This is a genomic window from Methylobacterium longum, assembly GCF_022179385.1.
Lineage (GTDB): Bacteria > Pseudomonadota > Alphaproteobacteria > Rhizobiales > Beijerinckiaceae > Methylobacterium > Methylobacterium longum.
This window is the reverse complement of sequence record NZ_BPQS01000061.1, coordinates 14512-26779: the sequence shown is the minus strand read 5'-3', so window position 1 is coordinate 26779 and position 12268 is coordinate 14512. Positions and strand designations below refer to the sequence as shown.

General features: G+C 66.9%; 19 protein-coding genes. 7 read left to right on the top strand and 12 right to left on the bottom strand.

All coding sequences use genetic code 11. The annotated features are described in order from the left end of the window. Positions 1 to 145: winged helix-turn-helix domain-containing protein (locus tag MFF58_RS27940; RefSeq protein WP_238292970.1), on the top strand; the 145-nt coding region annotated here is incomplete at its 5' end. 94 nt (positions 146 to 239) lie between these two features. Then, positions 240 to 767 (top strand): Ros/MucR family transcriptional regulator, encoded by a 528-nt coding sequence (locus tag MFF58_RS27935; protein ID WP_238292956.1) that lies wholly within the window; start codon positions 240 to 242, stop codon positions 765 to 767. Between the two features lie 20 nt (positions 768 to 787). On the opposite strand, the gene MFF58_RS27930 is transcribed toward MFF58_RS27935, so the two are convergent. After that, positions 788 to 1036: a hypothetical protein gene (locus MFF58_RS27930; RefSeq protein WP_238292953.1), complete on the bottom strand. Its 249-nt coding sequence runs from the start codon at positions 1034 to 1036 to the stop codon at positions 788 to 790. A 168-nt stretch (positions 1037 to 1204) separates the two neighbouring features. Between MFF58_RS27930 and MFF58_RS27925 the strand changes: the two genes are divergently transcribed. Further along, on the top strand, positions 1205 to 1765 hold the full coding sequence (locus tag MFF58_RS27925; RefSeq protein ID WP_238292950.1) for a DUF533 domain-containing protein: 561 nt from the start codon (positions 1205 to 1207) through the stop codon (positions 1763 to 1765). Between the two features lie 8 nt (positions 1766 to 1773). On the opposite strand, the gene MFF58_RS27920 is transcribed toward MFF58_RS27925, so the two are convergent. The 8 genes from MFF58_RS27920 to MFF58_RS27885 all read right to left on the bottom strand — a co-directional run bounded on the left by MFF58_RS27920 (position 1774) and on the right by MFF58_RS27885 (position 7098). Beyond that, complete coding sequence (locus MFF58_RS27920) at positions 1774 to 2148, bottom strand: hypothetical protein (RefSeq protein ID WP_238292947.1); 375 nt, start codon at positions 2146 to 2148, stop codon at positions 1774 to 1776. A gap of 103 nt (positions 2149 to 2251) precedes the next feature. Then, positions 2252 to 3406 carry a coiled-coil domain-containing protein gene (locus MFF58_RS27915; protein ID WP_238292944.1) on the bottom strand — a complete coding sequence of 385 codons (1155 nt, stop codon included), beginning with the start codon at positions 3404 to 3406 and terminating at the stop codon, positions 2252 to 2254. A gap of 117 nt (positions 3407 to 3523) precedes the next feature. Then, positions 3524 to 3760, bottom strand: coding sequence for a hypothetical protein (locus MFF58_RS27910; RefSeq protein ID WP_238292942.1), 237 nt, complete (start codon positions 3758 to 3760; stop codon positions 3524 to 3526). 280 nt (positions 3761 to 4040) lie between these two features. Beyond that, positions 4041 to 4694 carry a hypothetical protein gene (locus MFF58_RS27905; protein ID WP_238292939.1) on the bottom strand — a complete coding sequence of 218 codons (654 nt, stop codon included), beginning with the start codon at positions 4692 to 4694 and terminating at the stop codon, positions 4041 to 4043. Between the two features lie 26 nt (positions 4695 to 4720). Further along, on the bottom strand, positions 4721 to 5104 hold the full coding sequence (locus MFF58_RS27900; RefSeq protein ID WP_238292936.1) for a hypothetical protein: 384 nt from the start codon (positions 5102 to 5104) through the stop codon (positions 4721 to 4723). A gap of 729 nt (positions 5105 to 5833) precedes the next feature. Beyond that, positions 5834 to 6253, bottom strand: coding sequence for a DUF3618 domain-containing protein (locus MFF58_RS27895; RefSeq protein WP_238292973.1), 420 nt, complete (start codon positions 6251 to 6253; stop codon positions 5834 to 5836). After that, positions 6250 to 6645 (bottom strand): phage holin family protein, encoded by a 396-nt coding sequence (locus MFF58_RS27890; protein ID WP_238292933.1) that lies wholly within the window; start codon positions 6643 to 6645, stop codon positions 6250 to 6252. Before MFF58_RS27890 ends, MFF58_RS27895 begins: the two co-directional genes overlap by 4 nt. A 9-nt stretch (positions 6646 to 6654) precedes the next feature. Beyond that, entirely contained in the window at positions 6655 to 7098 is a 444-nt protein-coding gene (locus MFF58_RS27885) for a hypothetical protein (RefSeq protein WP_238292931.1), read from the bottom strand. Between the two features lie 446 nt (positions 7099 to 7544). Between MFF58_RS27885 and MFF58_RS27880 the strand changes: the two genes are divergently transcribed. Further along, positions 7545 to 7769, top strand: coding sequence for a hypothetical protein (locus MFF58_RS27880; RefSeq protein WP_238292928.1), 225 nt, complete (start codon positions 7545 to 7547; stop codon positions 7767 to 7769). 604 nt (positions 7770 to 8373) lie between these two features. On the opposite strand, the gene MFF58_RS27875 is transcribed toward MFF58_RS27880, so the two are convergent. Beyond that, positions 8374 to 8901, bottom strand: a complete 528-nt coding sequence (locus MFF58_RS27875) for a DUF4142 domain-containing protein (protein WP_238292926.1) — start codon at positions 8899 to 8901, stop codon at positions 8374 to 8376. Between the two features lie 468 nt (positions 8902 to 9369). Here MFF58_RS27875 and MFF58_RS27870 point away from each other — a divergent pair, with 468 nt between their 5' ends. Next, positions 9370 to 9729, top strand: a complete 360-nt coding sequence (locus MFF58_RS27870) for a hypothetical protein (RefSeq protein WP_238292972.1) — start codon at positions 9370 to 9372, stop codon at positions 9727 to 9729. Between the two features lie 488 nt (positions 9730 to 10217). On the opposite strand, the gene MFF58_RS27860 is transcribed toward MFF58_RS27870, so the two are convergent. After that, the gene (locus MFF58_RS27860; RefSeq protein WP_238292925.1) at positions 10218 to 10439 is read right to left on the bottom strand and encodes a hypothetical protein; all 222 of its coding nucleotides are present in this window, start codon (positions 10437 to 10439) and stop codon (positions 10218 to 10220) included. 271 nt (positions 10440 to 10710) lie between these two features. Here MFF58_RS27860 and MFF58_RS27855 point away from each other — a divergent pair, with 271 nt between their 5' ends. Then, complete coding sequence (locus MFF58_RS27855) at positions 10711 to 10878, top strand: hypothetical protein (RefSeq protein ID WP_238292923.1); 168 nt, start codon at positions 10711 to 10713, stop codon at positions 10876 to 10878. 128 nt (positions 10879 to 11006) lie between these two features. Here the strand turns inward: MFF58_RS27855 and MFF58_RS27850 are convergent, their stop codons facing one another. Next, on the bottom strand, positions 11007 to 11372 hold the full coding sequence (locus MFF58_RS27850; RefSeq protein WP_238292920.1) for a hypothetical protein: 366 nt from the start codon (positions 11370 to 11372) through the stop codon (positions 11007 to 11009). A gap of 318 nt (positions 11373 to 11690) precedes the next feature. Between MFF58_RS27850 and MFF58_RS27845 the strand changes: the two genes are divergently transcribed. Then, positions 11691 to 12092 (top strand): hypothetical protein, encoded by a 402-nt coding sequence (locus tag MFF58_RS27845; protein ID WP_373323402.1) that lies wholly within the window; start codon positions 11691 to 11693, stop codon positions 12090 to 12092. The last annotated feature ends 176 nt before the right edge of the window (positions 12093 to 12268 follow it).

Below are 12268 nucleotides of genomic sequence, written 5' to 3'. Positions count from 1 at the left end.
GCTGAAGATCATCGACGTGTTCATCTGCAAGCTGCGCAAGAAGCTCGCCAACGCCAGCCAGGGCAAAAACTACATCGAGACCGTCTGGGGCCGCGGCTACGTGCTGCGTGAAGACGCGCCTGAGATGCGCGCCATGGCCAGCTGAGACCATCCTTACGGAAGTGATAAACGCGCTGAATGCGTGTTGATTTACGGTATCCATCGGCGCAGATTCTCGGCTTCACTCGAGCAGGTGCGCCGTGGACCACAGTGTAGAAACGATCGAGCGCGCTGCAACCGACTACGTCGCGCTGACGGCGGGCCTCGTCTCGGCCTACGTATCGAACAACCGCGTACAGCCGAGCGAGATCGGTGCGTTGATCGACAGCATGCATACTGCGCTGACGGGGCTCGCTCAGGGTGCCGCAGCCGAAGCGCTGGCAACCCAGAAGCCCACGCCCGCCCAGATCCGCAAGTCGATCACAGCGGATACGTTGATCTCCTTCATCGACGGCAAGCCCTACAAGACGCTCAAGCGCCACCTCACCGGCAACGGCACGACCATCGAAGAGTATCGCGAACGCTACGGCCTGCCGCGCGACTACCCGTCCGTGGCGGCCAGCTACTCGGAGTCGCGCTCGGCGCTCGCCAAGAGCTTCGGACTCGGACAACAGCGTAGGAGGGCGGCCCCCGAGGCTGCAGAGCCCGCTGAGACCGCAGAGACCGTTTCGGAGAGGCCAAAGCGCGCGGGCAGATCGCGGAAGGCCACGGAGCCGGCGGACGCTTGAGGCGCCCGTCGCCGTAGGCCTCACCGTGGCGGTGCTGTCATCTCAGCGGTGCCGTCCGGCGCAAACCGCTCAACTCGCGGTCCTGGCTCGCTGGTCTCACCGTCGAGCCGGTTCAGGCGGGCGTTGACGGCCTCGATCCATTCGGCGTTCGTGCACGTGTTCAGCAGTGGTTCGAGGATCCCGGCAAGATCACGGGCGAGCGCGTCTCGGCTCATGCCGTTGAGCTTGCCCCCGCTTGTCTCAAAGGCCAGCGCGACGGCCTCACCCATCAACAAGGCCCGATCGGCTCCCGCTGGATCCGCCGCTTCGCTGCACTCTCGCGATCGCATCGTCAGCATTCGCTCACCCGTGCGCTCGGCCTTCTGGCGACCGCCCTATGAACTGCCGTGGCGCCCAAACCGTTGCAGGATGAAGTCTGTCCGACAAAGGAGGCATTCGTGGCTGAAGCAAAGCAGATGGTCGACGCGCTCGTGCGCGATCGACAGGGCAGCACCATCGCCGCGACAGCCGCCTTGGGCGGCGTGGCATTGATTGTCGGTCTTGCTCTGAAGGCGCTGCCGGGGCGTGCGCCGGCTTCGGACGCAACTCCTTCCGCGGGGCACGCAAGCCCGGCGGCGGCGCCCCGTACACCGTTTGACCACTCCGCAGTCGACGAGGACGAAGCCCGGATGATGCTGCGCGCCATGGTCGCCGCCACGATGGCGGATGGATTGATGGACGCCGCCGAACGGGAGCGGCTCTACGGCGCCCTCGCAGCCGCCAAGATCGGCGCCGCGGGCCGTGCATGGCTGGACAAAGAACTGGCCGAGCCGGTCGATGTGGACGAACTCGCGGCCGGTGTGAGCACGCCGGAGCAGGCGGCGCGCATCTACGCCGCTGCCCGTCTCGCTATCGAACCCGACACCTTGCAGGAGCGACAATTCCTCAAGATGCTCGCGGACGCGCTGGACGTGCCCGCCGAAGCGGTCGCTCGGTTCGATCAGGAGCTAGCTGGATGACAGCGTGCTCAGGCGGTGGCGCGTCGAGTTGCAGCGCCTGAGCCTGCGAGACTGACCGCGCGCCGAGCGCCGCTCGCCGGAATGGCCTCCGAGCCTGCGGCCGGGTTCTTCCGCGTGAGATCGTGAAGCGCGTGCCCGACAAAACTCGCGGCCCGTCGCAGGCTGGCTCCTTCGCACGTGGCGGCAATCTGCATCCCGAGCCGACGTGTGTGACTGCGGCCATAGAAGTAGACGGCCAATCGCGCCCGCGTGGCATCCGGTATGCCGCCGAGTTGCTCGGACAGAGCCTCGGGTTCTGCACGGTAGAGCCGGCCAAGGGTCTCGATCGACACCGGGCAGTCGCCCGCGGGATCCTCGGCACTGACGGGGTAGGCTTGGTTCACGGTGGCACCTGCAGGTTGGACCTAGCCACCATCAAGCTGCCGAGCGCACGGTTAACGGAGCGCTAATCTGAACCCGCCCGAGCGGTCCGGGGACGCCGGGATCTCAGTGCGGCTTCGAATCCGTCACCGGCGGCTGCGCGGGGGGGATCGGCGCGGCCTGTTCGGACAGCTGCTTGCGGGCGTCGGCGAGGCCGCCCTGCACGCTCGCCAACTCCTGACGCGCGGCTTTCAACTTCTCGTCCAGCTCGGACAGCTCCTTGTTGCGGGCCGCAAGGTTCTCGGTCAGCGACGCGAGTTGCGCCTGGGCGTCCGCCTGCCGCTTCTGCAGCGCCTCGACCGCAGCGCTCAATCCGTCCCGGCTGTCCTGGAGCGTCTTGACCGAGGCCTCAGCCTGGCTGCGCTCGGCGGTAACCCGGTCCCGATCTGCCTGAGCGGTGGCGACTTCCTTCTGCGTTCCCGCCAGGCTGTCTTTTGCCTCCCGAAGTTGCTGGCCGGTGCGGTCGAGGTCCGCCGCCAGCTTATCCCGGTTCGCGCTCAGACTGCCGATGGCCTGCTCAAGATCGCTGCGCTGTCTGGATGCCTTCTCGGTCTCGGCCTTCGCGTCCGAGAGGGCCTTCTGCGCTGCCGCGGCTCCCTCGCGCGCTGTCTGCTGGCTCTGCTCGGACTGGGCGAGTTGTGACGTCTTGGCCGCGCTCTCCTGTGTTAGGGTCGCGAGGTCGCCGCGCAGCTTGGCTTCCTGCTGGCGGGCCTCCTCGAGCCGCGCACCGACATTTGCCAGATCCTGGGTGCGCGCCTTGGCGGCTTGATCGGCTGTGTCCGCCGCCTCGCGCAGCGGCACAATCTTCTGCTCGGCCTCCTGAACCTGAGCCTGCAGTTCGCCGAGGCGCTGCGTCTGCGCTTGCCGCTCCTTCGTGGCCTCGCCCGCCTTCTGTTCGGCCGCCTGCTGCTCCTGCCGGAGTGCGGCGAGTCGGGCTTGGACCTGCTCCGCATTCTGGGCGAGCTGCTGCCCCTGTTGCTCGGTGCTCGCGATCCTCGCCTTCAAGTCTGACAGCGTGCCCGTAGCCGCCTGCTGTTGGGCGAACGCGTTCCGCAAATTGCCCTGTTCCGTCTGGAGCGAGTTGATCTGCTGCTCGAAGGCCCGGCGGTGCTTGGAATGAACGGCAGTAACAATGAGCAGCCAGACCAGGAGCACAGCCGCTATAACCGCCAGGCTGAGGGCTACGGGGCGGCGCAGTTCGGATCGGACATCGATCGCCATGGTTCACCCGCTCGCTACCGGAGGACGTGGGGCTTGAACGCTGATGAACCGCCGGACGGTTCGATCAGAGTACGGGTTGGATCTCAGGACGGGGACGGCGAGGCTGAAGGCTGAGAATTATGAGACGGCATGCAGCCGCCCCACGGATCCGGACGCTGGATTTGTACGGCGCGCGGGCTCCAGGTTTACGAGCGCCTGCAGCTCCGGCTCCGCCAGATCGAGGAGCGTTGCGTCACGCCAGCGGAATTTCGTGGTCCCACGGCGGCCGAACCAGCGGCGTCTCTCATCCTCGACGAGGAGGACGAGCTTCCCCCGCCACGTGCGCCTGAACCAGAACCGTCCTGTCAGAGCCATGGCGGCCTCGCGGCTCAAGCCATCAGTTTACGTGAACCGAGGCGATGAAGAAGTATTGGCAGAACGTTATCGCGAAGGCTTAGGCCGCGGCGACGGCCTCGAGGACGCTCACTGACAGGACCCCGTTTGTCGATGACGGGCGAGAGTTGGCGGAGGAGGCCTGCCGCCGGTCGGTTAGCGGCGCCCCGGAATCGGATCCTTCCGGGGCGCCGTCATCGTCGCGCATCGCCTTTGAAACGATGGAGCGACAGGTTCAGCCTGTTCGGCCTCTGATCCTAAGTCAAAGTGATCCGCCGGTGCTGGGATACGAGCGAACACGCTCCCGGCCCGGGGTCAAACCCACACCCGATGCCGCACCGGCGTCCGTCGCGACCGGCGTCGTCCAACCGTCGGATTTCCATGCGTTGGCTTTCTGGTCGAGATCGACCGAACCATGCTGCTCCAGGATGTCCATCACCATCGGACCCCGCGCTTCATCGGCGCGGACCGTGACGAGCGTGCCGCCGCGACGGACACCCTCGCCATAAGCATGGGCGTCCGTCTCGCTGACACCTGCGCCCGTCAGTCCGCCGGCGAGACCGCCGGCCGCTGCGCCGATACCGGCTCCCGTCAGAGTGGCGACGAGCCAGCCCGCGGCGACGACCGGTCCGACGCCGGGGATCGCGATCAGGCCGAGCCCCGTGAGCAGACCCGCGGCCCCGCCGACCACGGTTCCGAGGGTGGCGCCAGTCCCCGTGCCGTCCTTGGCCTTCTCACGGGTGTCGTCACTCACCCGATGACCCTCGCCCCCTAGCGTGTTGCTGTGGCGATCGCCTTCGTTGTTGCTGACGATGCTGATGTCGCCGTGCGGGACCCCGCCGGCTTCGAGCTTGCTGACGGCTGTGCTGGCATCCTCGTAGCGGTCGAAGAGGGCGGTGATGGTCTGCTGAGCCATGGGAAATCTCCTGGTTGAGGTCGGGATCACTGCGCCGCGACGTTGCCCTTGAAGTCGACGCCCACAGGGGTCGGTTTGCCGTCGCGCATCGCGGTGCCGCGCCAGATGCCGTCGGCATCCTTCTTGAGGTCCTTCGCGTCCTTGAACCCGGCCTTGTCCAGACGCGACCGGACCTCGCCTTCCGTGAAGCTGTTGGCGCCCTTCTCCAGCTTCGTGTTGGCGGCACTCCCCGTAGAGGCGCCGTCCTGGGTCATCTTGTCGGTGTTGGGCCGCGTGACGCTCTGCTGACCGCCGGATTGCTGGCTGGTCTTGGCATCGGGCGCGGCGGGCGAACCCGTCGTCGTGGTCTGGGCCAGGGCGCTTGAACCGAGCGTGCTCACGAGGAGGATGGCGGCGATAGAGGTACGCATCACGGGCTCCAGTTATGTATTGGGTGGTTGAAACACCCCGACCCCGCCCGGCGTTCCAGAAATAAAATTTCGTTGTCGCCAATTTAATCGGGCTATATATAAATAGAATAGCGAGAAATAAGTTGCGTTGCGGTCTGCTGCGACGCGGAAAGAACCGTAGCTATTGGGACCGCGGGCGCAGCAGGATCTCGATGTTGCGCTGGCGGCGGCGAGAATGACTTCGGGTCGCTGGGGTCGAAGCCGCAGTTTTACAAGACCCCGTGTCGCCTGCGCCCTCGAAGGCGTTCACGCACCGGATGGAGCCGTCCGCCGCCGAGTTCGCCGCGTTCGCCGACGCTGCCATGATCCGCCGTGGAGAGACGCGAGAACCCCGAGCCCCAGCGCCCCGACGGGTGACGAGCACGTCACCGGCAGATCAATCGGCAGGCCGAAGGGGCGAGGTACCGTGGCGGCCCGGCGGACGGTCTACCTCGATGACGCCCGGGGCCGTTCGATCCGCACCCGCATCCGAGAGGGGATTGATCACGTCACCGGCCAGCCCACCGAAAGAGAAGGGCCACGACGCTTCTCTCAGGCTGTCACAGGGGTTTCGTGGCGTTGGACGAGGCGCCTTATGGAGCCGCGTCGCCACATCGGCCGCGGAGCCGGCGGGATGTGGCGAGTCCGGGATGCAACGCGTTGGCTGGTTCCGGCCGTTCGGGCAATGCGAGCCGACAACGCGGGGGCGGGCTATTTCGTGATCCGAACCGAGACCGGGTCGCTGCCGGGGAAGCTTTCCTCCAACGCGTCATCCAGCCGCGCGTGCATGCGGTCCGGATGGTTCTCGGGGAGGTGACGATCGGAGGTGGTAAGGGCGGATCCCGCGGAAACACCGGCCAGACGCCTCCGCCCCGCCGCCGTGCGGAACGCCTCGTAGACGAGCAAGCCCAATCCGGCAGCGATCAGCAGCGCCGGTACGGGATTGACCCGCACGTCGGCGACGACGCGCTCGACCGTTTTGCTGGCCGCTTCGCCGGAACGACGAAGATCGGCCAAGCTCCGCGGGATGCCCGGCCCGTTCAGGCGGTCCTGCAGGTCACTCAGCGTGCGGTCCAACCGCCCCCGGGACGCCTCGACGTCATGCTCCAGGTCATCCGGCGAGTCACTCATGTGTCTATGCGCTCCGTAAGGACTTTCGCGTCCTGTTTGACCTGCCGTCCCGTGCGTGCCGGCTCCAGCGTCGCCAGTGAAGCCTTGCTGCGCCCAAACAAAGCCAGCCCGAGGGCGAGCACGAGGAACACGCCGCCCACGATCAGGGCGGCCAGGGCGTCCGACTGCACCAGGACGGCGATGCCCTTCACCAGGGCGAGCAGCAGCGTGAACAGGCCCGCGATGGCAAAGACAGCCGCCACGAGCAGCAGGCTCAGACCAAGGGATATGTGATGGACGCCCAGCGCCATCTCGGTGCGGAACAGCGCGATCTCACTGCCGACGAGATCCCGCAGCTCACGAACCGCATCGCCGACGAGGGTGGGAATGCTCCGCAATCCTGGTTCAGCCATATCGCCCCCTTACAGGTTAGGCGTCGGGAAAACATCGACCGGAACGACCGCCCGTGAGCGTGGGACCGGCCGGATATCGGGCGTGCGGAGGACGCGGAACAGCGCGAAGCCAGCCAGGACGGCCGCGGCGGTCGCCAAAGCGGGCCGTCGCCGGACCGCGGCGTGAACCTCGTCGTACATCTCGCCGAACGAGCGCCGCGAGATGTCCTCGGCGAAGCCATCGACGCCAAGCGCGGCCTGATCGAAGAACTCCTTCAATTGCGGTAGCCCGTCGAAGTTCGTGCCGGTGTCGCGAATAGCCTCACCGACATCCGATACGAGCCGGGCCGCATCCGCCCTGCGCTTCTCGACATAACAGTGGGTCTGATCGCGCAGCGCATCGGCGAAGGTTTGCACATCAGCCAAGTCCGGATCGGCGGTACTCGACCCGCGGCTCTGAGCACCGTTCGGCATTGCGCGGCTCCTGTATGGCACTCTGGACCAGAGAAACGGCAGCGGCCCGCGACTGTTCCGCCGCGCCCACGAGACAACAGGGTGCGACATCGAGACGAATAGCGCCGCTCATGCGTTGTTAGTGCGACGATATTAATTCAGTTCCCATATTGAGAGGGAAAATAATAAATGAGAAACGTATAACTGGCCGCGCCAAGGATCTCGGCGGCAAGGTCACAGGTGGGCTGCCGGCGGATCCCCGTAGCGTGGACAGGCTGGGTGAGCGTCCAGTCAGGACCATCACCAGATCCGCGCGAGCTCAGCGGGCAGGACGAAGCCCCGGATTACGCCGCGCCGCGCGGGCGCGAACGGCTCGACTGCGGGGCGGACTGACGCGCCCTGCACGGCTTTGTGGAACCCGCAACGTCACCGAACCTTGGCCTCCTGCAACATCCAGGGAGGCCAGCATGGGTCAGGACGTCGACGCAGCGCGCGAAGCGTTCGGCACGGTACCGCCGGCGCCACCGAAACGGGAGAACAAGACCATCACGCCTGACGCCGGTGGCAGCGGCCCGCACTCTCCCGGCAGCCCCGAGCCCGATGTCGGCGAAGGGCCGGAGAGCGGCGGGTATGACAACCGACCGGACCCTCCCAAGCCGGACAATGCCAAGGGCGGCCACGGCGCCGGGTGACAACGACGTGCCACCGCCTCACGCACGCACGCCCGGCACGCGCCGGGCGAGCGCGTGCCGGGCGGGAAGAGTGGCTGCCCCCTCGGCTTCCCTCCGTAGATAGGGGAGCCGATGGGCGGCAGAGACCCCGCCGGACCCAGCGACGAAGCACCTTCGGGAACGCGCGGGACCGGCGAGAATCAGTGCCCTGCCTGCAGCGGCACCGGCAAGGTCGATGGCCAGAACTGCCCCGCGCGCACGGGCACCGGGGCAAGGTCACGACCGGGATCGGAGGTGGCTAGAGAGGGTCACGCAATCGCCGCGACGAGCGTCAGGACAGTCGACATCACAGCCAAGACGCCGACGGTGGCGAAGGTGCCGAGAATGAAAGCGTGCATCGGTGCAGCTCCCTGTGTTGCCGCTTCGATGCGGCAGCACAGGGGTACCTGATGCAGAGGGCTGCCGGCGTGTTACGGCGCACGCGGGTTGATACGGCCGCCTTCGTAGGCTCGCGGTCCCGTATCGGTGTTGCCTCCAGGGCTTGGTGCACGAAGTCCGGCGACACGACCTCCGCGTTGTGCAGGTGCCGAGCCTCCGGTGTCGAGCGACGGGTACGTGGTGGCGCTTACTTAGCCAAATCCTCGGCCATCTTTTGGTGATGCTCTACGATCGGCAGGGTCTTTTCTGCGAACGCCTTCAGATCCGCGTTGTCGCCACCCTTCGCGTAGCGCTTGTACAGATCTACCGTAGTCTTGTGGCCCGAGATCTGATCGGAGCGGTACTGCTTCTCGAAATCGTCGCCGTTCAAGCCCTTCAGCTTGTCAATCATACCCTGATGCTTGCTGTCGAGAGACGCTGGGATCTCCGCTTTCACTTTTCCGCCTTGAACCATCGTCTTGATCGCGTCCGTCGAGGTTGTATGGTCGGCGATCATCTTTTTCGCAAAATCATCCGCCTTGGCGTCTTTTTTCTCCTGGGCCAGCTTGCTCGACTGGATCTCGAACATATCGCTGATCGCGGCTTCGGTAACGAAATCCTGCGTCGTGGGACTGTTACCCAGTAACGAATTCACGCCCGTCTTCTCGCCGACGGTTTCGGCGATTGCTGGGCTAGCCAGCACAAGGCAGATGGCAACAGCTGTAAACGTCTTCATGGCGGTTCCTCCTCGTATGTGCCGGAAAACCATGCGGCGGCGATGCCGTTCCCCATGAAGGCCTCCGCGCTTTACCCGAGACCAGCGCGGCTCACAGGGCAGCGGCCTGCCGGGCCGCGGGAGCAACCGCGCCCGTTATGGCGATGCCGTCCCGTGCTGATGTGCCCGCGGTGTTCGCGACACCACAGAACTTCGTTGTGGGCGGACACGCGATGACAGGTGGTGTGCGGGCCAGTTCCTCACGCGCCGCCCGTGACGCCCTGGCCGGGCGTTCGCGTGCGGATCGGCGCGGCGCGGGGGAGCTGGGCACCGCACCTGCCGGTCCATGGCCATACGTCCTTCCGTGGACGAGGCGGCGCAGGACACCGGACGATCCGGCGTGTGGACTTATCGGCGGTCGACTGTGGCCGATCCGCTCTCGCTCCGGTGGCACGGGGCAGCTTAGGTCGTTGCGAACGAGGGCTGATCATGAACCGACACATCACCGCGCTCCTACTGGTCTCGGCCGGGCTGGGTGCCTGCCAGACCGGCGCCACAGCGCCGCAACAGGCCGCCGTGGCGCCGCGGGGTGCCGCGGCTCTCCAAGAGGATGTCGCTCGCCTCAGGGCTGAGCGCGACGCGCATCGCATCAGCTACACGGAGTGGGCAGAGCGCACCCAGGCGGCCGCGCGGGCCAGCGTGTCGCTGAGCGCGCAGGAAGAAGAGGCGCTGGAGTACCGCAAGCAGCTCGCGCGCCGTGTCGATACCGGAGAGATCACGGCCGCGCAGTTCGAGCGCGAGAGCCAGCGCACCTTGCAACAGCTGAAGGCGCAGCGCCGAGGGGCCTGATCGGGGCCGCCTCTGATGCTCCGGCCGGTGGTGGCTCATGTGGCACCGCCGGCACAACGCGGCGAGGTTGGCGTCCGCGTTGTTGGCGGTGTCGTGGTCGCGATTTGTCGCAGCCGGAACGATCCGTGTCCGGCGGATGCGGCCGAGGACAGCGAGGCCCGACGCGCCTCCGATCCGCGTGCCCCCGCCGTCACGTCAGCGACCGGCATCCGCGTCCCACCAGCGCCCGTCGCCGAGGTGAGGTGCGGCCCGTCGATGAGGTAGAAGAAGCGCTGCGCCGGCCCGAGCGGCCTGCAAGCCCGGCCTGGAAGTCCGGCCTGCTACCCGGCGTAGAGAAGGCGTTACTCTCCCGCACCGCCACGGATCGCACAAGGCTCTTAGAGCATCCGATTGCATCGCTGTGGCGCGGGCCGCTCGACAGGCAGACGCGCCTCGCGAGAACGAAGCCAGCTGCGACAGGTGGCACCGTCCCCGATCGACGGCTGACCTCAGCCCGGTGGGGCGTCCGGCAGCGGCATCCAGTGCGTCGGGATCCCTCCGTCCCAGGGAACGGGTTTGGCCCCGGCCCACAGACGCCACTCGCCCGTATGCTTAGTGTTGTACCGGGTCAGAACGCCCACGAACTGGTCCGTGCCGTCGAAGAGAAGGACTCTGCTCCCCTCCTCGACCGGTGCCGTCTCCATCGTCTCCCACCCACCTGCCATAGCCATCACCAGTCCGGCGCTGCGCTCGCCTTCGGTAAACCTCCGCCCGCAGATTCGGTCACCGCGACCGCACCCCGCTTTCTGGCTTTTTCGCCCCGGTCGACCCACCGCGGGCACGGTATTGGCGACGGCCCCTGTGGTCAGGAGGGCAGCTCAGTGCGGTGCCCGCGCTTACCATGCATCCGCTGCAGATCTGGCATATGGGACTTGGTATGCCAGTTTGGGCGATTTGCGGTCATAAATGCTGCACCGCAAACGCCAACACGGACCGCCTGCCATGACCGCCCTGCTCGTTTCCGCCCTCGTCGCCGCCGTTGCCGCCAACGTCGCGCTGGTACCGTTCGTGGCTGACCGGCTGGGCGCGCAGAGCAACGGCCCCGTGGCGACCGGCGCGCTCAAGGCCAGCAACGAGAACTTGCAGGCCGTGACGAAGCTGGCTGCGTAATCACTCCCCTCTCGCCGCACTGCGAATAGAGCAGCCCCGCCCGGCTCCGCGCCCGGCGGGGTTTCCCATGTCCGGTCTGCGACGGGTGACGCAGCTCGCCACCCCACCAGCCGCCTCTCGGATCACTCCTAGTAGCCGCGTTCACTGCTCGTGCTCATGCGCCTCGGGATGTAATCCCCCGAACGCGACTGCTGACCGAACACCAGCCAGCCGAGGCCGAAGCCGATCGCGCCCGCGATGAACATGCCGGTCATCGTGCCGCTGTCCATGTCGCTGACGGCACGACTGCCCTGCCGGTAGTAGCGCGATCCGTACTCGGAGGCGTTGTCCCAGGCGTCCGCGGCCCTGTCGGTGGCATCCCGCAGCGTCTCCCTGGCCTGATCGGCGACACCGGCACCGCCACCGGATGTGCTGCCGGATGAGCCGCCAGCCTGGCTCGATCCGGGTCGGCCTTCGGCTCGTCCGAGCGGATCGTGTGAGCGGATGTCTGCCATGGTGGAATTCCTCCTGGGATCGCGTTGACGCTGCTTGCGTGCTCATCACCCAGCAGAGCGTCCAGGATCGCCGGGGGCGGTTTGGCGCTGTGCTGGATGAAACCGCACGAAGGATGAACCCCCCAGCGATGGAGGTGATCCCTGGCAGGAGGTTTCGGCGCCCCGCCGCGACCGCGGCCGTGTGTCTCCGGAAGCATTCGGCCACCTCAGCGACTCACCCCGTTCCGGGCGTGTCGGCTCTCCGGGCTCGATCCGGCGGGGCGCTGCGGCTGTAAAGTCACGGTTAGCTATCACGGGGGATCAGCCGGAACGGCGAGCTTGACCGTGTGTTCTGCCGCGATGGAACATTATCGATCCACGCTGGCCACGACGGCCATTGCTGCACTCGGGCTGTTCGTCGCCGGACACGTCCTGCACCCGGGCAACTACGCGACAATCGATCGCAAAGCACGGGTGATCACAGTCGTTGCTGCGACGTCATCGACCCCATCGACCTGGATGGACCCGCCCGGGAAGCTGCACGGCAGTGAACCCGCCCTGCTGATGGCGGACAGCAGAGTGCTGCTGGCGCACCGGACAACTGTGGCATTGCCGCCGGGAGCACGAACGTGGCCGCGATTGTCGGGCAAGCTGGTGCCGGCCGTGGCGCAAGGGAAGGCCGCCGCCGGCGACCCGATCGGTGACCTGATCCGCAACCTGGATCTCGATCAGGACAGCTGACAGCCGGGCGAGCGCCTGCGGCCGCGGCCGCAAGGGCAGGGCCCACCGAATAGGGCGCCGCGGCCCGTGCGGCCGTCCGCCCCCGCGCGGACGCACCGCGCATGACCGAACCGGATCACGGCTGACAGCTGCGGCCGGTCGGCGGGGCAGAGGAGCGGTGCTCGGGCGGGATCGGC